Source organism: Streptomyces sp. NPDC002306 (assembly GCF_053593435.1).
Genome location: NZ_JBSFCK010000037.1, coordinates 1 through 20963, shown reverse-complemented (window position 1 = coordinate 20963; position 20963 = coordinate 1). Strand labels below are relative to the sequence as shown.

The following is a 20963-nucleotide window of genomic DNA, read 5'->3' as shown; positions in this document are numbered from 1 at the left end:
AGTAACGGAATTCGAGCGTGCCGACCGCGCAACCGCACGGCCCCCGCTCCGCCGAAATGGCCAGATGGCCTGATCCCATCTGCTCGTTAATCGTCCTGAAACATTCCGCTTCCGCTCTCGGCGGACTCCTTCGCAGCCCCTTGCGTTCATCTTTGAACGGAGTAATCGTCATTACATGATTACGACAGAGCAGCGGGAGAAGCTTCGCGGCTGGTTCGCCGGCCGTCTGCCCGACGACCTCTTCCAGGAGTTGACCGAGGTGACGGTCGACCGCGAGGAGATCACCGTGATCGGCCGGATCCCCGAACCGGGGCTGACCGAGGACGCCCCGCCCGCCGAGCGGGAGGCCGCCGCGCGCAGCCGGATCCAGGAGTTCCGCGAGCGCACCCGCGAGGTCCGGATGGCGGTGGCGGACGAGGCCGAGCACCGGTTCGGCCGCAAGGTCTCCTGGGGCGTGCGATGCGGGGCGGAGCGCGCCCTGTTCACGCATGTCGCCGCGCCCGTGATGACCCGGCTGCGGCAGCCCGAGCGCGCGGTTCTCGACACCCTGATCGCCGGCGGGGTCGCCCGCAGCCGCAGCGACGCCCTGGCCTGGTGCGTACGCCTGGTCGAGCGGCACACCGACGACTGGCTCGCCGAACTGCGGGACTCGCTCGAACACGTCCAGCGGATACGGGCGCAGGGACCGGACACGGAGCACGAAGAGCACCGGGAGGACCACCGCGCCGAGGAGGGGTGAGCCGGCGGCGGCCCCCGTTGTCAGACCCTGCCGCTAGGTTGCGGGCATGACTCACTTCGTGTTGGTGGCGGGCGCGTGGCTCGGGGCGTGGGCGTGGGACGAGGTGGCGGCCGAACTGCGCGCCGCCGGACACGACGTCCATCCCCTGACCCTGACGGGCCTCGCCGAGAAGCAGGGCGTCCCGGCGGGACAGCGGACCCATGTCCAGGACATCGTCGAGGAGGTGGAGCGGCTCGACCTGCGGGACGTGGTCCTGGTCGGACACAGCTACTCCGGCGTGCCCGTCGGCCAGGCGGCCGAGCGGATCGGCGACCGGCTGCGGCGGGTGGTGTTCGTCGACGCGAACGTACCGGTCGACGGGGAGTCGTTCCTGTCGGGCTGGCCGAGCGAGGGGATACGGCGCTCGATAGCCGACCACGACGGCTTCTGGCCGCCGTTGGAACCGGGCGACTACGCGGGCCAGGGCCTCACCGACGAGCAGATCGCCCGCCTGGTGGCCGACGGCACACCCCACCCCGGTGCCACGCTCACCGAACCGGCCGTCCTGACGGGCCCGTTGAGCAGGCTTCCGGCGACCTATGTGCTGTGCCTGCTCGACAGCGACGAGCCGTCACCGACGGTCGCGAAGCTGGTCGGGGACGGCCACTGGAGGCTGGTGGAACTGTCGACCGGCCACTGGCCGATGTTCTCGCGGCCGCGTGAACTCGCCCGCGTCCTGGACGAGTCGGCCGGCCACTCCTGAGTCCGCGGTCCGGACCGTGCCGCGCCTGGCCTGCGGCCGGGTCCGTACCCGCGAGTATCGTCGGCGTGCAGCGCATGCTCGACGACGAGAGGCGGACGTACGGATGGCGAAGCACTGGGCGGACTTCCAGTACGAGATCTATCTCAACGGGATGACGGGTGCGGTCCCCCGGCTGCCCACCGATCTGACCCGGCTGGAGGAGCTGACCGAGCGGCGGCTCGGCCCCGGTCCGGTCGGCTATGTGGCGGGCAGCGCGGGCGACGGCAGCACGGCCCGTGCCAACCGGGCGGCCCTGGCGCGCCGCCGGATCGTGCCGCGCGTGCTGCGGGACGTGCACGAGCGCGATCTGTCGGTGGAGGTTCTGGGCCGCCCGCTGCCCGCGCCCCTCGCCCTGGCGCCGGTCGGCGTGCTGTCGATCATGCATCCGGACGCCGAGCCCGCCGCCGCCCGGGCCGCCGCCGCACAGGGGGTGCCGTACATCCTGTCCTCGGCGTCCAGCACGCCCATGGAACAGGTCGCGGAGGCGATGGGCGACGCCGAGCGCTGGTTCCAGCTGTACTGGGCCAAGGACCGCGAGGTCACCCGGAGCTTCCTGCACCGGGCGAAGGCGGCCGGGTACACGGCGCTGTTCGTCACGCTGGACACCCCGCTGCTGGCCTGGCGGCCGCGCGACCTCGACCAGGCGTACCTGCCGTTCCTGCACGGCGTGGGCACCGCCAACTACTTCTCCGACCCGGCCTTCCTGGCGGGCCTGGCGAAGCCGGTGCACGAGGATCCGAACGCGGCGGTGATGCACTTCGTCGGCATGTTCGCGGACCCCGGCAAGACCTGGCCGGACCTGGCGTTCCTGCGCGAGAACTGGGACGGCCCGATCGTGCTGAAGGGCATCCTGCACCCGGACGACGCCCGGCTCGCCGCCGACGCCGGCATGGACGGAGTCGTGGTGTCCAACCACGGCGGCCGGCAGGTGGCCGGTTCGGTGGCCGCGGCCGACGCGCTGCCCCGGGTCGCCGAGGCGGTCGGCGACCGGCTCACGGTCCTGTTCGACAGCGGGATCCGCACCGGAGACGACATCGTCAAGGCGCTCGCGCTCGGCGCGCGGGCGGTCCTCGTCGGACGCCCCTACGCCTACGGGCTCGGTCTCGACGGCCAGTCCGGTGTCGAGCACGTGATCCGCTGTCTGCTCGCCGAACTGGACCTCACCCTCGCCCTGTCGGGACACTCGCGTCCCGCCGACGTGGGCGCCGCGGACCTCGTCGAGGACCCCGTGTGACCACGGACGGCGCCGAAGCCCGCTGAGTCCCGCCCGGCCGGTCGTGCCGTGTACCCGACCGGCCGGACAGGCCTGGCGCGCGCGGCCGATCCTTCGGCGGCGCGCCGCACCGCGGGCCGCCGGGGGATCGGCCGGATCACGGCACGTGCGGCCCGGAGACGAGGCCACCGTTCCTGTCGTAGGGCCAGGCGTTGGCGACGCAGCCGTGCAGGCCCTTGATCTGCTGCATCATCACAGGAGCCGGTCGGCCGGGGCCCGCGCAGGTCATGTGCGTGTAGCCCAGGAAGTGCCCCATCTCGTGGTTGATGATCAACGCCCGGTAGTCGTGGATCGGACCGTCGAACGTCGGTGAGCCCTCGACCCAGCGTCTGAGGTTCACCACCACCCCGCCGGGAATCTCGCAGTTGTACGCGCCCTTGGTGTCCTGGTGGATGCCCGCCCAGCACAGGGCGTCCGCCGTTCCCGGCGTCGCGATCCTCACCTTGAGGTCGTAGGACTGCCCCTCGCTCACCAGCTGGAAGGCGTGGGCCTGGTCGTGGGTCCAGCCCCGGGGAGCGGCGAGTATCCCGGCGATCTCGTCCGCCGCCTCGGCCGGCGAGACGTCGAGCCCGGTCTCGACCTCCACGACGTAGCGGAGCGGACGCGGCCCATGACCCACCTTCGCGCCGTCGGTCCGCGCGGCGACGAACGTGCCGCTGCCGGTCGAGGGGATCTCGGTCTTTGTCGGCGGAGGCGGAGTCGGAGTCGGCGTGGGCGACGGAGGCGGTGTGGGAGGCCGGGCGGGAGCGGACGTGGCGTGCGCGCTGCCCCGCGGGTGCGGCGCACCGCCCGACACCTCCTTCCGGCCGCCGCCCAGGAGGAACACCGCGGAGCCGAGCAGGCCGACGACCACCAGCGTGCCGATCAGCACGCTCCACCCCCGGCGGCGCGGGCGGCCCCGGCGGCGTGAGGACCGGCGGCGGCCCTGGCCGGAGGACCGTTGTCGACGGCCACCGCGGCGCGGGACCTCGTCGCTGTCGGCGGGCGCCGCGGATTTCCGCTCTCGTACCGATTGCATGGCAGCTCAGGCTGGCCAGGTCAGATGATGGCCCCTGGTTCGAATGATCTCGAATCGATAACGCGTGCCTGCGCTCCGGCTGGCGGCCACCCCCGCACCCCGACCCCCTGTGCGCCTCCTATGACCCTTCTGTAACAGCTCCCGAGCGGGGCCTTCGCCCGGGACGGGCGGCGAACGCGATCTGCCTACACTGTCGACGTGCCACGAGTCCTGATTGTCGAAGACGACCCAGATGTCCGTAAGGCCGTCCAGCTGGCGCTCCGACATCAGGGGCATGAGGTCCACGCCGCCGGAACGGGTGAAGAGGGACTGGACCAGCTCCGTCCCTTCCGCCCGGACGTCGTCGTGCTCGACCTCATGCTGCCCGGCATCTCCGGCCTCGACGTGTGCCGGCGGATCAGGGATCGCGAGCAGGTCCCGATCATCATGGTGACCGCCAAGGGGGACGACATCGACGTGGTCGTCGGGCTGGAGGCGGGCGCGGACGACTACGTCGTCAAGCCCGTTCAGGCCCGGGTGCTCGACGCGCGAATACGGGCCGTACTGCGCAGACAGGACGCCCCGGTCTCCGACGCGGTCCGGCCGAGGCCAGAGGTACACGGCGAGCTGGTCGTCGACCGCGCCGGGCTCCAGGTGACCCACCGTGGTGACCCCGTCGCCCTCGCCCCTTCCGAGCTGCGGCTGCTGCTGACCCTGTCGGCCTCGCCCGGCCAGGTGTTCAGCCGCCAGCAGTTGCTGGAGGCCGTCTGGGAGCACAGCTACCACGGCGACATACGACTCGTGGACGCCTGCGTGAAGCGACTGCGCGGCAAGCTCGGTGAGCTGGGCGGTGATTCCCGCTACATCCAGACCGTGCGCGGCTTCGGTTACCGCTTCGGTACGTCGTGAGCGGCCGGAGACCGCCCCGGTCCCTTCGGGGGTTCCTGGCCCGGGCCCCGCTCGCGGTGCGCGGACTGCGCTCCCGCCTGGTGGTGGCCTTCGCCCTGGTGGCCGTGGCCAGCGCGCTGAGCACCGGAGCCCTCGCCTTCCGGGAGGCCCGCACGGGGGTGTTGCAGCAGAGCCAGGACTCCGTCATCCGGCAGTTCCGGGCCGGCGTCGACGACGTGGCGGCGTACACCCCCCTGCCGCCGAGCCGGTCGCAGTTGCAGGCGGCGGTGAACCAGGTGCTCCAGGCCAACCCGTCACAGGGGTGGCGGGTCCTGGCCACGTACGGCAGCCTGCGCGCCTACGCGCCCAGTGCCGACTTCGACCGGATCAGCCCCCAGCTGCGCCGGTCCGTACAGACCCGACGCGCGGCGGTGTTCCAGCGCGTGAACGCCGACGGGCATCCCTGTCTCGTCGTCGGCATGCCGGTCACCTATCTCGACGACGAAGGGAAGGAGCCCAAGCTCTCCGGGCTGGTGATGTACCTGGTGGTGCCGCAGGACACCGAGGAGGCCTACGTCAGCGCGATGGTCAGCGCCATCGAGCACGCCACCCTCGTGGCGCTGGGCCTCGCCGTGATCCTGGCGCTGCTGGCCGCGAGCGGCGTACTGCGCCCGGTGCGGGCGTTGCGCGGGGCGACGCGCCGGATGGCCGAGGGGCACCTCGACGTCCGGCTGGCCGTCAACGGCTCCGACGAACTGGCCGACCTCTCCCGGTCCTTCAACGACACGGCGGCAGCGCTGGAGCGGTCGGTCGCGGAGCTGCGCCGTCTGGAGGCCCAGGCGCGCCGCTTCGTCGCGGACGTCTCCCATGAACTGCGCACACCGCTGGCGGCGATGTCGGCGGTCACCGACGTGCTGGACGAGAGCGCGCCGCACCTGGGCCAGGAGACCGGCGACGCGTTGCGGCTCATCAGCGAGGGGACCAGCCGGCTGAGCGGGCTGGTGGAGGACCTGATGGAGATCTCCCGCTTCGACGCGGGCGCGGTCGAACTCCACCTGGACGAGATCGACCTGGCCGAGTCCGTACGGCGCACCCTCGCCTCGCGGGGGTGGCGGGACACGGTGGAGACCCGTCTGCCCCGGCCCGGTGCGCTGCGCGCGCGGGTGGATCCGCGCCGACTCGACGTGGTGATGGCCAATCTGGTCGGCAACGCGCTGCGGCACGGGGCGCCGCCGGTACGGCTGACCATGGACGTTCGGCAGGAGGGCACGGACCAGGAGGGAACGGACGTGGCCTGGGCCGTCATCGAGGTGAGCGACAACGGTCCGGGGATCGCCGAGGACGCCATGCCGCATGTCTTCGAACGCTTCTACAAGGCGAGCACCTCACGGACCAGGAGCGAGAGCAGCGGGCTGGGCCTGGCCATCACGGCGGAGAACGTCCGCCTGCACGGAGGACGGGTCGGCGCGGCGAACCGGCCCGGCGGCGGCGCGGTGTTCACGGTCGAACTCCCGCTGCGCCGCGACTCCGTGGCCGCCGACGACACCGCGGCGGGTGCCCGGTGAAGGGCTCGCGTGCGGCGGGCCCACGCCGAGCGGGCCCACACACGACGGGCTCACGCACCACGGGCTCGCGCACGGTCGCGCTGCTGGCCGGCATCGCCGCCGCGCTCACGCTGGTGTCGTGCGGAGTACCTCCGTCCGACGTCATCGAGGCCGGCGTCCCGGCGAGCAGGCCGGCCGCCCCCGAGCCCTCGGGGGCGGCCGCCGTCCCGTTCTACTTCCTGAGCGACGGTGATCTGAGGCCGTATCCCCGCAAGATCGGCGACCCTGGCGACTTCTCGGCCGTCGTGGGTCTGCTGTTCGACGGACCGACCGGGAGCGAGACCGCGACCGCCACCACCCGGCTGCCCCGCCTGACGAGGACACCCGACGTGACGCTCGGCGGCGACAACACCTTCTCCGTCCGGCTCCTCGAAGACGTCCCTCCGCTGAGTCACCTGGCCATGATGCAGTTGGCGTGCACGGTGGCCGGTCTCCCGTACAACCCGGTGCGCTCGAAACCGGACCCGGCCGGGGACGGTGTCCTGGCAGCTCCGGCCGAACCCACGCGGCGGACCACCGTACCCACGAGCGTCCGGGTGCTCGGCGCCGGATGGGCGATGACACAGTCGAACGACTCGTGCCCGGACGCCCCCCAGCCGTAGGAGCCGCCCGCCCGGACCGTGGCCGCCGCCCGAGGGGAGCCGCACGGCTTCCCGTGCCCGGCTCCGACCGCCTCAGGGGCCGAGGGGCCGCCCGGCGTGGCACCGGGCGGCCCCTCGGCAGGATCCGGACGAGCCGTCAGGCCGCCCGCGGGCCGCTTCCCGCCGTCCGCGAGGCCGCCGTGCCGCTCGCGGGCCGCTAGGCCGTGCGTTCCGAGAGTTCGACGCGCCGCGCGGTCGGGCCGTCGCTGCCGGTGATCGCCTGCGAACCCGGGCCGGCCGAGGCCACTTCGGTCAGCCAGCGCTGGCCGACGGACCGGTCGCGGGCCTTGACGACGAGGTCGGCGCCCGGGTTCTCGCCGGCGGTGGCGAGCGCGAGGGTCTCGTCCCAGCGGGGCAGCAACTCGCCCTGCACGGTGAGGTCGTAGCGCACGTCGTCGCCCCGGGCCTCCTGCTCCTTCGCGCAGGAGCCGAGGATCACGACACCGGCGTCCGCGCGCGAGTCCAGACACAGCGCCGGGTCGGCGACACTGCGCACCAGCCCGTCGTTCTCGTACGCCCACTGCTGGGTCCAGGCGGAGGAGCACTCCGCGAGTTCGACGGCCGTCCCCGGCTGGGCCGGGCCGGCGAAGTCCAGGCACAGGTCCGCGGCGATGTTGCGCAGTCTGGTCTGCCGTTGCGCGGTGGGCAGTTGGGCGCTGCCCGGTGGCGCGGTGGAGACGGCCGGCGGCAGCGAGGCGTCGGCGCCGGGCGCCGTGACCCGGCCGTCGCTGACGCTGCTGGAGGCGGCCGGGTCGACGCCGCCGTCGTCGCCCGTCCAGAGGCCGACGACCAGCAGGCTCGTCAGCACTCCGGCCGAGGCGAGGCCGACGCCGGTGCGCAGCGCCCGGGGCGAACGTCCCTCGTCCGGCGCCGCCCGCCTGGCCGGCAGCGGGATGCGGGCCAGGATGCGCCGGCCGCCCGCGCGGCGGGAGCCGCCGCCACCGTGCCGGGCGGAGCCCCGGGGGCGGGAACCGGGCTGGGCGGAGCGTCCCGGGCGTGAGTCGACGTAGCGGCGGGCGCCCCAGCCGAGGACCGCCTCGGCGAGCAGGGTCCCCAGGCCGCCCTCGAAGTGGCCGAGTTGTTCGGCGGCGGAACGGCAGTAGCGGCACTCCGACAGATGTTTCTGGACATCCGGCAGCAGGCCGCCGCCGCGGCGCATGGGAACGTCGAGAAGCCGGTTGTAGAAACGGCATTCGTCGGTCGGGGCCAGTTCCCGGTGGGCGCGTACGCAGCCCTGGCGGAATTTCTCCTGAGCCTGCTCCAGCAGGGCCGACGCGGAGTCGAGGTCCATGCCCAGCAGCCCCGCGGGGACGAAGACGGGCTCCGCCTCGACCTCGGTGTGCCAGAGCAGGCACTGCGCGTCCGGGGGAAGGGACTGGAACGCCCGTTGGGCCAGCTCGCGGTTCTCGGCCGTCATGGACTTGGCGGTGCGCATACCGCGTCCACCGGCCGGCTTCTGCAACTCCGGCAGGACCGCGGCTACCCGGTCCGCCTCGGCCCAGTGCCGGACGGTGTCCCGCACGGTCACCAGCAGCCGCGGGCGCAGCGCGGTGGCCGGTTCGCCCAGGTTGAGCCGGTCGAAGACCTGGTGGAACGCGGCCCCGGTGACCATCGCGGCGATCTGCGCCGAAGAGGCCAGACAGATGGCCGCGTAGGCGTGCACCGGCTGCCAGTGCCGCGCGATGAGCAGCGCGGACGACTGGGCGACCTCGGCGTCCGGGCCGCCCCTCATCCGGAGGGCGAGGGTCTCGTCGGACTCTCCGGGGTCCCCGCCGGGCGGGGGAAAGGGCGGACGAGGGGGGTGGGGGGTGGGCACTGAACGGGTTCCTTCCCACGCGCGCGTGAGCACACAGAATTTCAGGTCGCCGAAAGGGCCGCGGGATTGGCACGTACCTTTCGGGGCGGGTGCGAGGGAGGCGAATTCGCCGGGCGCGTACCGGCCCCGGATCACCGAAGGGCGAATGCGGCCCGGCCATTGCCCCCCGCACGAGTGGTTCAGCTTTACACAACTCACTCGCACACAACAAGCCGCGAGAGCAACATCCGCTTCTTAGAGATTGCGTCAAATACGCAGTCCGCGCAGGGTCCTTGTACGGGCTTTCGGGATTGCCCGCGCCGCGCGTGAATCGGCCACCCGCCCCCGGAGCGGCACTCCTGCTCCGGGGGCGGGTGGCGGCGTCAGATCTGCCAGGAACGCAGCCGGTCGGCCGCGCCGTAGACGTCCGCCTTGCCGCTCATCAGGTCCCGGGCGAGATCGACGAGGGCGCCATACGGCGGGTCGATGCCGACGCCGCTGACGAACATGTACGCCACCGCCGTCGCGCAGGCGAAACGCGCGTTGGCCGTCGGCAGGGGCTTCAACAGGGCGAGGGTGTGCAGCAGTGCGGCGGCGCGCCAGGCCGGGTCGGCGTCGACCCCGAGGCGGGGCGGGTCCACACGATGCCGGGCGACGGCGGCCACCAGTGCGGAGAAGTCGTTGACGGTGGGCTGGTCGGGCAGGACTTCCTCATGGCGCTGAAGCAGCCAGGGCACATCGATATGGATGACGGGTGCCATCGCTCAGGCGGCCCGCCCCTCGCCCTTGGCGGGCGGTTCGTCGTCCGGGAAGGCGGCCGCGAATTCCTCGGCGTGGGCCGAGAAGAACCGGCGGAACGCGTCCGCCCCCTCTTGCAGCGCCCGGTGCCGGGCTATGTCGGCCGCGGCGGCCTCACGCACGAGCGCCTTCATCGACGTACCGCGCTCCTTGGCGATCTGCCGCAGATCCTCTAGCTCGCGGTCGCTGAACTCCACATTGAGAGCTGGCATGCCACTTACGGTACCGCGCGGGTACTTTCTCGTAAATATGCGCAGGTCAGTGGCGGTATCGGGTGGTACCGGCGGGGAGTTGCGGGCGGCCCCGCCCCGGTGCCGGAGCCAGTCCGGAGCGGGGCCGCCCGTGCTCATCCCTGGTCGGCCACGAAGGACGCCATCCGGGCCAGTGCCGCGTTCCAGTTGATCGCGGTCTCGTTCGTCGACCAGGACTGGATGTCGTCGATGTAGCAGAACTGGCCGACGCACCCCTGGAGTCTGCTCTGCGCGTAGGGGTCCTGGATGCCGGAGTTGGGGCCTCCGGCGAGCGTGCCGGCGGGCGGATCCGGGAGGCTCGGGTCGAGTTCACGGGCGTACCAGCGGCTGTGCTGCCGGTGGGAGCTGACCTCGCCGTAGCCGGTGACGTAGGAGATGTTCAGGGCGTTGCGGCCGAGGACGTAGTCCATGCTCTGGACGGCGCCGTCGCGGTACCGGGCGGCGCCCGTGATGTCGTACGCGGCCGAGATCACCACGGCGTTGTTCAGGACCTGATGGGTGGAGCCCCAGTCGTAGACGTTGCCCGCGGGGGCGTAGGGCATGCCGTACGCCTGGGACGTCAGGGTGGCCAGGTAGCGGTCGGCGCCCGCGACCACGGAGCGGCGCACCCGGTCACGGCCGGGGAGCCTGCTCGGCACGGCCGCGAGGTCGAGGCGGCCCGCCGCCGCCGTGCGGCCCCAGTCGAAGCCGAGGCTGCCGAAGATGTCGGCCGTGTGCACCGGGGAGTTCAGCACGTACGTCTCGAACTGCCGCTCTCCGGTGGTGAGATACAGCTCCGCGGCGGCCCAGTAGAACTCGTCGCTCGCGTCGGGGTCGGGGTAGGCACCGCCGCCGGTGCCGTCGTTCGGGTCCGCGTAGCGGTCGGGGTGGGCGAGGGCCGCCGTCCAGGCCTTGCGGGCCGCGCCGAGGGCCTTCGCGGCGAACGCCCGGTCGTAGGGGCGGTACAGACGGGCGGCCTGGGCCGCCGTCGCCGCCAGGTTCAGGGTCGCCTGGGTGGACGGCGGGTGCAGTTCACGCGGCTGCGGGTCGTCGCTCGGCAGCAACGGCAGGCCCGTCCACTGCTGGTCGTGGATCTTGTGGTGGGCCATGCCGGCCCACGGCTGCCCGTCCGGCACCTGCATGCGCAGCAGGAACTCCAGCTCCCAGCGGGCCTCGTCGAGGACGTCCGGCACATGGTTGCCGCTCTCGGGAATGGCGAGGGCGCCGTCCCCGAGCTTCGCGGGCCGGCCGGTGCGGGCGAGCAGGGAACGTTCGTAGGTGCTCAGCAGCTCCCAGGTGGCGATGCCGCCGTTGACCACGTACTTGCCGTGGTCGCCCGCGTCGTACCAGCCGCCGGTGACATCACGCGTGTAGTCGCACACTCCGGGCTGACAGGGGACGCGCGCGTCACCTTGGTTGGGGGCGGTGTCCAGATGGCCGGCCGGTCGGCCGTAGCCCGGGCGGAGTGCGTCGCTGATGGCGATGCCGCTGCGCTGGGTGTAGTAGTACTTCACCGCGTCCAGCCGCAGTCGCTCGTAGGCGGCGGTGCCGATGTCGAAGGGACGGCTGGTCTCGCCGTCGGCGACCAGCGTGAAGCCGGTGCCGGCTGTGCGGTAGGCGCCGAAGTCGATGGAGTGCGCGTTCTGCCCGGAGGAGACGTCGGTGCCGCGCGGCACGCTCCAGCCGTGGGCGACCGTGGCGCCCCGGGCGTTCCGCAGCCGCCAGGGCACTTTCACGGTGGCGTCGGTGACCAGCGTGGCGTTCTTGGGTCCGGCGGGCAGATAGGCGACCTGGTTGACGCGGACGCGCGGTCCTGTGTCGGGCTCGTACACCTCCGGCGGGACGCCGCCCAGGAGGGACACGTCGTCCAGGCAGAACCGCCAGGCGTCCGCGCCGCCGCCGACCTGGAAGGCGACCTGCGCCCGGTCGGTGTCGACGGGCGAGGTGAAGGTGTAGCTGTAGGAGTCCCCCGACGCGCTCGGCTGCGCGGTCGCTTCGTACCAGGTGTCGTAGGGCGGGTCCTGAAGTCCCACGATCGCCCGGGCGGCATGACCCTCCGGCGCGCCGGACGCGGTGAAGGAGAAGCGGTACGACTCCCCCTTCACCAGGGTGACGTCGTTCTGGCCGACGGCGGTGTCCCAGGGGTTGGCGGTGCCACCCGGCACATCCGCGCACAGCCGGCCGTCCACCAGCGCCGGCGTGACGTCGGCGGTCGTCCACCAGGGCTCGGTGGTGCTGTCGAAGGTGCCGTTCCTGAGCTGCTCGACCTCGTCGGCCCCGGCCTGCCGCACCGGCAGCACGGTGAGCGCCGCGCCCAGCAGCGCGGCCAGGGACAACAGGGCGGTTCTGCGTCGTTTCACGTCTGGGCTCCTCGGGGGGGTGCGGGCCGCGCCCCGGTGGGAGCGCTCCCAGATGCGGACGTCCGCCATGCTTGTCGCAGCCATGACACTCCGTCAACGGTCCGGACGGGAACCGGTCCCGTCGACCGCCGGACGGGACCGGATCTCGTCGGTTCGGGGCCGTGAGCGGCCTGGCCGGCAGGTCGAGTGACGTCCATGCGGACAGTGCCGTCCGGGCCGCGGGCTCGGCCACGCCTCCGACGTGCCGATCCGCACCGCTCCTCGCACCTCGCCCGGGTGACCGAGGTCCTCGGCGCCGGGCACCACCACCCCGATCGCGTCCACGATCTCCGCTGTCACGAAGGCCGGCGAACGCCCTTCGCCCGCTCAGGACTTGCGGTCCGCGGTATGTCGTACGGCGTGCGGGGCGCCGACCGTGCGCGGTACCTCGGTGGCGACCGCCCGGCCCCGCGCCGGGCCACCGCCTTCAGCTCACCTGCCTCATACGGCTTGTACGGCTGGCTCGTACGGCTCGTACGGCTCGTACGGCACCTTCCAGGTCATATGGAGCTTGCCCACGCCTGCCGTTGGGCCTGGTGCAGCTCGCAGCGCGAAGTGCGGCGGCCGGAGCCGCTTCCGGCCGCCTCGGCCGCCCGGGCCACCGAGGTGTCCGGCGGCGCGGGCGACCGGCATGGCGGAGGCGAGCTGTACCGGTCCGCGCCTGACCGTCATGACAGCTCTCCCTCATCAAAGCTCCGGAATACTCACAACTGATCGCACACAAACAGAATCTGACGATGTGCCACAGATGCCCGACAAGGTTCCGGAAGTCCTCTTCCGCGCCGGGGGTCGCGTGCGGGACGACGGCCGGGGAGCGCGTGACGAGGTGGCGGGCGGTTTCGGGTGCGGGACTACGGCCCGGCGCCCTCGCGACCGTCCCGCCGTCCGGGCGGGGTCACCGTCCGCGCGGCACCCGGACGCACTACGCTGAGGGCTCAAGTGACCCTCTTGTCACTGTGAGTGTGCGCGATGGAGTGGCGAGGATGAGCCCGGACTACCCGTTCGACGATGCCGCGACGGCGCGGGCTGTCATCGCGGACGACGGCACGCTGGCCGAATGGAACGCGGGGGCCCGACGGCTGCTGGGCTGGGAGGCGGCCGAGGTCGTCGGACGACCGGCCGCACGGCTGCTCGCCGACGGGAGCACCGTCGCGGTGCCCGCCCCGGCCGAGGGCCGCCGGCACGGCACCCTCGCCCTGCGCCACCGCGACGGCAGTACGGTCTCCGTCTGGCTGCTCGCCCACCACCGGCGACGACGCGACGGCGGTCCCGATCACTGGCTCGTCGTCACCCCGCTGGAGGCCGGCGCCCCTCCGGCGGCGGACGACCCGCTGGCCGCGGCGGCGCTGCTCCAGTCCCCCTGCGCCCTCGCGGTCTATGACGAGCGGCTGCGGCTGCGCCATCTCAACGACGCCATGGCCCGGGTGATCGGACTGCCCGAGGAGCGCGTCCGGGGACTGCGGGTCGCCGAGATCGGTGGCCGGACGCAGAGCGCGGATCTGGAGGAGCAACTGCTGAAGGTGCTCGTCTCCGGCCGGCCGCTGGACGTGCAGACGTACGCCCGCACCGGGGGCGAGAACCGGGCGCACGCCTGGCTGGCCCGGATCGCCCCGGTCATCGACGGCGACGGCCGGGTCCGAGGGGTGTGTCTGACCGCCCACGACTTCACCGAGAACTACCTCGCCCGGGAACGGCTGCAACTCGTCAACGAGGCGAGCGTACGCATCGGCACCACCCTCGACGTCACCCAGACCGCGCAGGAACTGGCGGACGTCTGCGTACCCGCCCTCGCGGACTTCGTCAGCGTCGACCTGCTGGACCCACGGGAGCCGGGCGGTGAGCCACCGGGGCCGCGAACCGCCCCGGTGGAGCTGCGCCGGGCCGCGCACCGGTCGGCGCACCCGGGCGACCCCGAGGCCGTGGTCGAGCCGGGGCACACCCAGAGCTACCCGGCCGGATCGCCGCAGGCCGACTGCCTGGTGGCCGGCCGGCCGATCGTCGCCTCGGTCCCGGACGGCGACCTGGACCAGTGGCTGGCCCGGGACGAGGCACGCCACAGGCGGGTCGGGGAGTACGGCATCCACTCCACGATGTCCGTGCCGATCCAGGCCCGCGGCACGACTCTCGGCGTCGCGGTCCTCACCCGCTTCCTGCGCCCTGACCCCTTCACGCCCGACGACGTGCTGCTGGCCGAGGAGGTGACCGCGCGGGCCGCCGTCTGCATCGACAACGCGCGCCGGTTCTCCCGCGAACGGGAGACGGCGTACGCGCTGCAACGCAGCCTGCTCCCCCGGACCCTGCCGCGGACCGCGGCCGTGACGGCGGCCTCGCGCTATCTGCCGGCCACCCGGGCCGGGGTGGGCGGCGACTGGTTCGACGTGATCCCGCTGTCCGGGATGCGGGTCGCCCTGGTCGTCGGTGACGTCATCGGCCGCGGCATCCAGGCCTCCGCGACCATGGGCCGGCTGCGCACCGCCGTGCGCACCCTCGCGGACATCGACCTGGCGCCCGACGAACTGCTCACCCACCTGGACGACCTGGTGGTACGGCTGTCCGCCGAGGCCGGTGGCGAGGGCAGCCCCGGCGAGGTCGGGGCCACCTGCCTGTACGCGGTGTACGACCCGGTGTCCCGGCGCTGCACGCTGGCCCGGGCCGGGCATCCCGCGCCGGTGGCGGTGGAGCCGGGCGGCCCGCCCCGGCAGGTCGACCTGCCCGAGGGTCCGCCGCTGGGCGTGGGCGGGCTGCCCTTCGAGTCGGCCGAGCTGTGTCTGGCCGAGGGCACCGTGCTGGCCTTCTACACGGACGGGCTGACCGAGTCCCGCGAGCGGGACGTGGCGGCGGGCCGGCGACTGCTCGTCGAGGCCCTGGCGGGCGACTCGGCCTCCCTGGACGAGACCTGCGACCGCGTCCTGCACGCGTTGCTCCCGGCCGGCGGGGCCGCCGACGACGTGGCCCTGCTGCTGGCCCGCACCCAGGTGCTGCCCCGCTCCCAGGTCGCGACCTGGGACGTCCCGGGCGACCCGGCGCTGGTCGCCGAGATCCGGAAACAGGCCGTCGAGCAGCTCGCCGCCTGGGGGCTGAGCGAGGCCGCGTTCCCGACCGAGCTGGTGGTGAGCGAGCTGGTCACCAACGCCATCCGGTACGGCGCCCGGCCCATCCGGCTGCGGCTGATCCACGATGCGACCACACTGATCTGCGAGGTCTCCGACACCAGTCACACGGCCCCGCACCTGCGGCGCGCGAAGACCTGGGACGAGGGCGGCCGGGGACTGCTGCTCGTCGCCCAGCTCACCCGGCGCTGGGGCAGCCGGCACACCTCCGACGGCAAGACGATCTGGGCGGAGCTGGCGCTGCACGACGAGGGGTGAGCTCCCGGGCACGACGAGGAGTGAGCTCCCTGGCTCGGCGGGTGCGAGCCCGCGGTCGCGGTGAGGAAGTGCGTTCCGGCCGATCCGGGCGCGTTCCTCCCCCGTCCGCTTCGGACGGGCGCGAGCGGGAACTCGCTGTACATGCCACAGCCGAAGAGCCTCTCCACCGCGCTGCTGTGCGCGGTCGCGCTGCTGGGCCTGGCGACCGCCTGCGCCGACGGTGACGGCACGGCGGCCGCGGGTTCCACCCGGCCGCCGACCGGCACGGCGAGCACCGCGCGACAGCCGACGACGACCACCGCGAGCATGCCGAAGAGCACACCGGCGGCCGCGACCGGCGGTTCCACGAGCGCCGGCGGCGGCACCCGCTGTCACACCCGGGAACTGCGCGCCTCGGTCGGCCGTAACAACCCGGGAGCCGGGCAGGAGAACTTCCCGGTCGTCCTGACCAACACCTCCGCGCGCACCTGCACGCTGTACGGCTTCCCCGGCGCCGCGTTCCTCGACGGCGCCGGACGGCAGGTCGGACCGGACCCGAAGCGCGCCTCCGGCGCCACGGCGACGACCGTCACACTGGCGCCGGGCCGCAGCGCCTGGGCCGGGCTGACGTTCGCCAACCCGGAGGTCAGCGAGGCCAGTACGGCCACTCCGTCGTCGCTCGTCGTCACCCCGCCGGACGAGCGGGACCAGCTCACCGTGCGCTGGACGGGCGGCAAGGTCCCGGTCGCGGGCACCGCGTCGTCGGTGTACCTGACGGCGTTCAGCCCCGGCAGCGGCGCCTGACGGACCCGCCCCGGCGGTCAGTGACGGCCGCCGCCGCTCCCGTTCCCGTGGCCTCCGTACCCGCCGCCGTACCCGCCGGACCCATAGCCGCCGCCGTACCCGCCGTTGTCGTATCCGCCGTTGCCGTATCCGCCGTTGCCCGAGCAGGCGTACGGGTACAGCGCGCACGGGTCGACGGGCGTGGCCGGACTCGTCGGGGTCGGCGTCGGCGTCACCCGGGTCGCGGACGGCGTGGGCGCGGGGGCCGGGGCCTTCTTCGGGGTGGGGGTCGGCGAGGTGTCGGCGTCCCAGTTGACGGCTTCCATCTGGGGGTCGGGCTCGGAGGTGTCGATCACCCAGCGCTGGGAGGTGGTGTCGCCGCGGTTCTTCAGGACCAGGGCGCCGGAGCCGTCGGTGGCGGCGGGGCTGAGGGCCAGGTTCTGGTTCGAGCGGGGCACCAGGGTGCCCTGGAGCGTGAAGTCGTAGCGGACGTTCCTGCCGCCCGGCTCGGCCTCGCCCGCGCACGGGGCGAGCCGCACCGAGTAGCCGAGGCGGGAGTCCAGGCACAGGGCGGGGGCCGCGACGCTGCGCAGCAGACCATCGGTCTCGTACGTCCACTGCTGGCCGGGCGCGGAGGAACAGGAGGCGAGTTCGGCCTCGGCGCCCTCGACGGTCTTCTTGCCGGCGACGGCGATGCAGAGGCCGGACTCGACGTTGTGCAGCCGGCCGTGCAGGGTGTCCTGGGTCTCCTCGGCCGCGCCCACCCACGACGGGTCCGCGCTCGACGCGCCGCCCGCGCCGGTGCCGGAGGCCCGGGCGGCACCGCCGGTGGCCTCGGTGTTCCCGTCCCCGGAGCCGAGCGCGGACCACAGGACCAGCGGGACGACGATCAGGCCGCTGACGGTGAGGACGGCGGCGGTGAGGTTGCGGCGGCGGGCGGCCCTGGCCCGCTGGGCCGACCGACGGGAACCCCGGCGCGGTCCGGTGACGGCGGTGGATCCGGCGTCCGCGCCGGTACGGGTTCCGCCGCCCGTACGGGTTCCGGTGCCGGGCCGCGGGGCGGTGAAGGGCTCGCCCAGGACGGCCGGGGGGCCGGGGGTCGCGCTGAGGTCGGCGGTCTCCTCGGTCGCCTCGGCGCCGGCCGTCCGTGACCCGACGTAGGCGCGGGCGCCCCAGCCGAGCACGCCTTCGGCCACGGCGAGGCCGAGGCCCGCGTTGAACGCGGTCAGCTGCTCGGCCGTGTCGCGGCAGTGCCTGCACCGGTCCAGGTGGCGGCGCAGATCGGGGTCGATGTCGGCGTCTCCGCGCCGGCAGGTCACGTCCAGCAGCCGGAGGTAGCGCCGGCACTCCTGCTCCGGCGCGAGTTCCTGGTGGAACTGGAGGCACTCCTCGCGCAGCCGGTCGCGTCCCCGGCGCAGCGCGACACCCGCGCCGTCCTCGTCCAGTCCGAGCAGCGCGGCCGGTGCGGCCAGCGGCTCGGCCTCGACCTCGACATGCCACAGCAGACACCGGGCCGACTGGGGCAACCGCTGGAACGCCCGGGACAGCAGGCGCCGGCCGGCCGGCGGCAGCAGCCGGGCGGAGGCGCGGTCGCCGTCGTCGGACGCGGTGCGCAGGGCGGGGTGGAGCAGGTCGCGTCTGCCGTCGGTGTCCCACTCGGCGGCGATGCGGCGCACGGTGACGAGCAGGCGGGGCCGCCAGGCGGCGGTCGGCCCGTCGTGCCGCAGGGATTCGCCGAACAGCCTGGTGAAAGCGGCGGTGGTCAGCATCCCGGCGGCCCGGACGCCGTCGGTGCACAGGCGGGCATAGGCGAAGGCCGCTTCCCAGTGCCGGTCGAGCAGTTCACCGACGGGATGCGGCGCCGGCGACGCCCCCGTCCACTGCTTCAGCTCCGCGCTCAGCTGCGCGTCCGTCGCATCGAACGGATGCGCGGGCCCCGGAGAATTCATCGGGCCTGCCTCGTTCACGGCTGCATTCCTTCCGGGGGCATGCTGCATTAAGTCCGTACCAAGGGTGGGGGACTTCGCCGACAGAACGGCGGAGCCCTGATGGGACAGTGTTCGACACCTCGGCCGTCCGCCGGTGGGGGCTCTTTCGGAGCGTGGGGGGAGGCGGACGGGAGTGGCCTTGTGCGCACAGCTGAGCGAAATTCTTTGTCTGCACGCCAACAACGCACACCTTTGCACAGGCCGGGGAGACGGAACAAGGGATCCCGCGTTTTTGTGCATTGCGCACCCTGGGGCAGTAATTGACGGAACGTCAATCACGTCCGCTTAGCGCATTCACGTCCTCTGCCCGCCCTCTATCGGAGCGGAATTCGCGGCACGCATTCCCGTCCGGTACGCGCCGGGCGGGATGCCGTGCCGTTCCCGGAACACCCGGTTGAAGTGGAAGGGACTGGCGAAGCCCGAGGCCCTGGCCACGCGCTCCACGGACAGGTCGGTGCTCTCCAGCAGTCGGGCGGCATGACTCAGCCGCGCCTCGCGCAGGGCCCGCATGGGCGGCCGGCCGAGTTGCCGGGTGAAAAGGTGCGCGAACCTCGACGGCGAGAGCGCCGCACCGCGCGCGAGCGAGCGCACCGTGTGCGGGTGTCCCGGGTCCGACACCATCAACTCCAGTGCCCGGGACAGTCGTTCGTCCACGTCGGACGCCGCCGCGGGCGGACGCGCCGCGCTGGTGGCGAGCAGGACGGTCTCCTCCAGCGAGCACAGGGCGAGTTCCCTGGCGGCGCCGCCGTGCGCCACGGCCACGTCCCCGTCCATGGACGGAGCGCGCATCCCGTTGCCGCGGAGCGAGGGCGCGGGTCCGTGCGGCACCGAGTTCGCGCCGCGCGGACCGCACTGACCTCGCCTCGCCGGCGGCGCCCGTCAGTGACCGGCGACCGCGTGCGGGGCGTAGGGCTCCTGGAGCGCCTCGATCTCCTCGTCGCTCAGGGTGAGTTCGACGGCGGCGACGGCGTCCTCGATGTGCTGCGGCTTGGCGGCGCCGACGATGGGCGCGGCCACGGTGTCCTGGTGCAGCAGCCAGGCGAGGGCGACCTGGGCGCGCGGGACACCGCGTGCGGCGGCGATCCGGGTCACGGCCTCGACGACGCCTCGGTCGCTCTCCAGGTAGAGGGTGTCGCCGAAGCCGTCGGTGGCGCTGCGGCCGGTGACGGTGCCCCAGTCCCGGGTCAGGCGGCCCCGGGCGAGCGGGCTCCAGGGCAGCACGCCGACGCCCTGGTCCGCGCAGAGGGGCAGCATCTCGCGCTCCTCCTCGCGGTAGAGGAGGTTGTAGTGGTTCTGCATGGAGACGAACTTGGTCCAGCCGTGCTTCTCGGCGGTGTACTGGGCCTTGGAGAACTGCCAGGCGTACATCGAACTCGCGCCGATGTAACGGACCTTGCCCGCCTTCACCAGGTCGTGCAGGGCCTCCATCGTCTCCTCGACGGGAGTTTGCGGGTCCCAGCGGTGGATCTGGTAGAGGTCGACGTAGTCGGTGCCGAGACGGCCGAGGCTGTGGTCGATCTCGGTCATGATCGCCTTGCGGGACAGTCCGCCGCCGTTGGGCCCGGGGCGCATCCGGCCGTGCACCTTCGTCGCGAGCACGATGTCGTCGCGGCGCGCGAAGTCGCGCAGCGCCTTGCCGACGATCTCCTCGCTGGTGCCGTCGGAGTAGACGTTGGCGGTGTCGAAGAAGTTGATCCCGGCCTCCAGCGCCTGACGGACGAGCGGGCGCGAGGCCTCCTCGTCGAGCGTCCACGCGTGTGCGCCGCGGTCGGGCAGCCCGTAGGTCATGCAGCCCAGACAGATCCGCGACACGTCCAGACCCGTCGAACCGAGCTTCACGTACTGCATTGCTGCTGCTCCTGCCTTCGGTGTGGGATACCTCAGCGGAGCGTACGTCGTCACGCGATCACCGCGGCCCCGCGTCCCGGCGGAGCCGCCGACCCGGTGAACGCCCGGGCGCGGACGGCGGACCGGCCGAGTACACCTAGAGCAGGTCCAGTGCCCGTGTCCAGCAGAAGTCCGGCCGCTCGCCGTCCGGTCCCGTCCCGCCCGCGTACGGGTCGGCGAAACGGACGCCCATCGCACCCAGACGTACGAGGCTCTCCCCGTAGGCGGGATGGGCGACCAGGGCGTCGGCCACGCAGGGCAGCACGGCGATCGGGACACCCAGGCCGGGGGCCTCGCACAAGGTGGCCAGGGCGAGGGTGTCGGCGACGCCCGCCGCCCACTTGTTGACGGTGTTGAAGGTCGCGGGCGCGACGACGACGGCGTCCGGGGGCGGGAAGGGCCGCGGTTCGCCGGGCCTGCGCCAGGCGGAGCGGATGGGCCTGCCCGTCCTGGTCTCGACGGCATCGGTGTCGAAGAAGCCGCCTCGGGCCGCCGTCGGCGTGGCGAACACGCCGACCTCCCAGTTGCGTTCCTGCGCGGCCGTGATCAGCTCGCCGACGTCGGCGGCGATCCCGGCGGCACAGACGACGACGTAGAGAAAGGGCTTCCCGCCGGGTTCGGTCATCCGCGCAGATTACTGAACCGGTGACGGGAGTCCCCGTCCGGGCCGCCGGGCCGGCCGGCCGAGGGCGCGGTGGTCACCGCGGGCCTCGGCGGCGGCCTCGGCGGCGGCGCGGAGGCCCCCGCCCACGCCCCCCGGGGGGGGCCGCCGCACGGGGGGGGGGGCACGCCCGCGGGGCCCCGACGGGGAAG

Annotated in this window: 16 protein-coding genes and 3 pseudogenes; 9 read left to right on the top strand and 10 right to left on the bottom strand. The window is 73.3% G+C overall.

Features of this window, described 5'->3' with window-relative positions; genetic code table 11:
* The first annotated feature begins 175 nt into the window (after window positions 1-175).
* The 3 genes from ACWCQK_RS35410 (at window position 176) to ACWCQK_RS35400 (ending at window position 2754) form a co-directional block, all read left to right on the top strand.
* Window positions 176-739, top strand: coding sequence for a hypothetical protein (locus ACWCQK_RS35410; protein WP_451162216.1), 564 nt, complete (start codon window positions 176-178; stop codon window positions 737-739).
* A 46-nt stretch (window positions 740-785) separates the two neighbouring features.
* On the top strand, window positions 786-1481 hold the full coding sequence (locus ACWCQK_RS35405) for an alpha/beta fold hydrolase (RefSeq protein WP_451162214.1): 696 nt from the start codon (window positions 786-788) through the stop codon (window positions 1479-1481).
* A gap of 103 nt (window positions 1482-1584) precedes the next feature.
* Window positions 1585-2754: a lactate 2-monooxygenase gene (locus ACWCQK_RS35400; RefSeq protein WP_451162212.1), complete on the top strand. Its 1170-nt coding sequence runs from the start codon at window positions 1585-1587 to the stop codon at window positions 2752-2754.
* 136 nt (window positions 2755-2890) lie between these two features.
* On the opposite strand, the gene ACWCQK_RS35395 is transcribed toward ACWCQK_RS35400, so the two are convergent.
* The gene (locus tag ACWCQK_RS35395) at window positions 2891-3811 is read right to left on the bottom strand and encodes a DUF3152 domain-containing protein (RefSeq protein WP_451162210.1); all 921 of its coding nucleotides are present in this window, start codon (window positions 3809-3811) and stop codon (window positions 2891-2893) included.
* Between the two features lie 198 nt (window positions 3812-4009).
* On the opposite strand from ACWCQK_RS35395, the gene ACWCQK_RS35390 reads away from it, so the two are divergent.
* The 3 genes from ACWCQK_RS35390 to ACWCQK_RS35380 are packed head-to-tail and all read left to right on the top strand — an operon-like array spanning window position 4010 to window position 6884.
* Entirely contained in the window at window positions 4010-4699 is a 690-nt protein-coding gene (locus ACWCQK_RS35390; RefSeq protein WP_451162208.1) for a response regulator, read from the top strand.
* Window positions 4696-6243, top strand: coding sequence for an ATP-binding protein (locus tag ACWCQK_RS35385; protein WP_451162207.1), 1548 nt, complete (start codon window positions 4696-4698; stop codon window positions 6241-6243). Before ACWCQK_RS35390 ends, ACWCQK_RS35385 begins: the two co-directional genes overlap by 4 nt.
* On the top strand, window positions 6240-6884 hold the full coding sequence (locus tag ACWCQK_RS35380; protein WP_451162205.1) for a hypothetical protein: 645 nt from the start codon (window positions 6240-6242) through the stop codon (window positions 6882-6884). The genes ACWCQK_RS35385 and ACWCQK_RS35380 overlap by 4 nt, the downstream gene beginning before the upstream one ends.
* A gap of 196 nt (window positions 6885-7080) precedes the next feature.
* On the opposite strand, the gene ACWCQK_RS35375 is transcribed toward ACWCQK_RS35380, so the two are convergent.
* From ACWCQK_RS35375 to ACWCQK_RS35355, 5 genes and pseudogenes are all read right to left on the bottom strand, one after another.
* On the bottom strand, window positions 7081-8739 hold the full coding sequence (locus ACWCQK_RS35375; protein WP_451162203.1) for a ricin-type beta-trefoil lectin domain protein: 1659 nt from the start codon (window positions 8737-8739) through the stop codon (window positions 7081-7083).
* 362 nt (window positions 8740-9101) lie between these two features.
* Window positions 9102-9479, bottom strand: coding sequence for a toxin Doc (locus ACWCQK_RS35370; RefSeq protein ID WP_451162201.1), 378 nt, complete (start codon window positions 9477-9479; stop codon window positions 9102-9104).
* Between the two features lie 3 nt (window positions 9480-9482).
* On the bottom strand, window positions 9483-9728 hold the full coding sequence (locus tag ACWCQK_RS35365) for a hypothetical protein (protein WP_451162199.1): 246 nt from the start codon (window positions 9726-9728) through the stop codon (window positions 9483-9485).
* 134 nt (window positions 9729-9862) lie between these two features.
* Window positions 9863-12106, bottom strand: coding sequence for a glycoside hydrolase family 9 protein (locus ACWCQK_RS35360; RefSeq protein ID WP_451162197.1), 2244 nt, complete (start codon window positions 12104-12106; stop codon window positions 9863-9865).
* A 282-nt stretch (window positions 12107-12388) separates the two neighbouring features.
* Window positions 12389-12676: pseudogene (locus ACWCQK_RS35355) on the bottom strand (hypothetical protein); the annotation flags it as partial.
* A 452-nt stretch (window positions 12677-13128) separates the two neighbouring features.
* Here ACWCQK_RS35355 and ACWCQK_RS35350 point away from each other — a divergent pair.
* Together ACWCQK_RS35350 and ACWCQK_RS35345 are read left to right on the top strand one after the other, a co-directional pair.
* Complete coding sequence (locus ACWCQK_RS35350; protein ID WP_451162195.1) at window positions 13129-15513, top strand: SpoIIE family protein phosphatase; 2385 nt, start codon at window positions 13129-13131, stop codon at window positions 15511-15513.
* Window positions 15514-15654: 141 nt separating this feature from the next.
* A complete protein-coding gene (locus ACWCQK_RS35345; RefSeq protein WP_451162193.1) occupies window positions 15655-16296 on the top strand; it encodes a DUF4232 domain-containing protein in 642 nt (213 codons plus the stop codon).
* Window positions 16297-16313: 17 nt separating this feature from the next.
* On the opposite strand, the gene ACWCQK_RS35340 is transcribed toward ACWCQK_RS35345, so the two are convergent.
* Together ACWCQK_RS35340 and ACWCQK_RS35335 are read right to left on the bottom strand one after the other, a co-directional pair.
* The gene (locus ACWCQK_RS35340; RefSeq protein ID WP_451162191.1) at window positions 16314-18242 is read right to left on the bottom strand and encodes an RICIN domain-containing protein; all 1929 of its coding nucleotides are present in this window, start codon (window positions 18240-18242) and stop codon (window positions 16314-16316) included.
* Between the two features lie 315 nt (window positions 18243-18557).
* Window positions 18558-19064 (bottom strand): annotated as a pseudogene (locus ACWCQK_RS35335) (helix-turn-helix domain-containing protein); the annotation flags it as partial.
* Between ACWCQK_RS35335 and ACWCQK_RS35330 the strand changes: the two are divergent.
* Window positions 19033-19119: pseudogene (locus tag ACWCQK_RS35330) on the top strand (phytanoyl-CoA dioxygenase family protein); the annotation flags it as partial. The pseudogenes ACWCQK_RS35335 and ACWCQK_RS35330 sit on opposite strands and share 32 nt — an antisense overlap.
* 23 nt (window positions 19120-19142) lie before the next feature.
* On the opposite strand, the gene ACWCQK_RS35325 reads toward ACWCQK_RS35330, so the two are convergent.
* Window positions 19143-20111, bottom strand: coding sequence for an aldo/keto reductase (locus tag ACWCQK_RS35325; protein ID WP_451162189.1), 969 nt, complete (start codon window positions 20109-20111; stop codon window positions 19143-19145).
* A gap of 136 nt (window positions 20112-20247) precedes the next feature.
* A complete protein-coding gene (locus tag ACWCQK_RS35320) occupies window positions 20248-20775 on the bottom strand; it encodes a flavoprotein (protein ID WP_451162187.1) in 528 nt (175 codons plus the stop codon).
* Window positions 20776-20963: the final 188 nt, after the last annotated feature.

What these genes read in the sequence shown, in the direction of transcription:
- ACWCQK_RS35345 (WP_451162193.1), top strand. Translation starts at nt 15,655, where the DNA reads ATGCCACAGCCGAAGAGCCTCTCCACCGCGCTGCTGTGCGCGGTCGCG.
- ACWCQK_RS35325 (WP_451162189.1), bottom strand. Translation starts at nt 20,111, where the DNA reads ATGCAGTACGTGAAGCTCGGTTCGACGGGTCTGGACGTGTCGCGGATC.
- ACWCQK_RS35350 (WP_451162195.1), top strand. Translation starts at nt 13,129, where the DNA reads ATGAGCCCGGACTACCCGTTCGACGATGCCGCGACGGCGCGGGCTGTC.
- ACWCQK_RS35405 (WP_451162214.1), top strand. Translation starts at nt 786, where the DNA reads ATGACTCACTTCGTGTTGGTGGCGGGCGCGTGGCTCGGGGCGTGGGCG.
- ACWCQK_RS35370 (WP_451162201.1), bottom strand. Translation starts at nt 9,479, where the DNA reads ATGGCACCCGTCATCCATATCGATGTGCCCTGGCTGCTTCAGCGCCAT.
- ACWCQK_RS35400 (WP_451162212.1), top strand. Translation starts at nt 1,585, where the DNA reads ATGGCGAAGCACTGGGCGGACTTCCAGTACGAGATCTATCTCAACGGG.
- ACWCQK_RS35320 (WP_451162187.1), bottom strand. Translation starts at nt 20,775, where the DNA reads ATGACCGAACCCGGCGGGAAGCCCTTTCTCTACGTCGTCGTCTGTGCC.
- ACWCQK_RS35365 (WP_451162199.1), bottom strand. Translation starts at nt 9,728, where the DNA reads ATGCCAGCTCTCAATGTGGAGTTCAGCGACCGCGAGCTAGAGGATCTG.
- ACWCQK_RS35410 (WP_451162216.1), top strand. Translation starts at nt 176, where the DNA reads ATGATTACGACAGAGCAGCGGGAGAAGCTTCGCGGCTGGTTCGCCGGC.
- ACWCQK_RS35395 (WP_451162210.1), bottom strand. Translation starts at nt 3,811, where the DNA reads ATGCAATCGGTACGAGAGCGGAAATCCGCGGCGCCCGCCGACAGCGAC.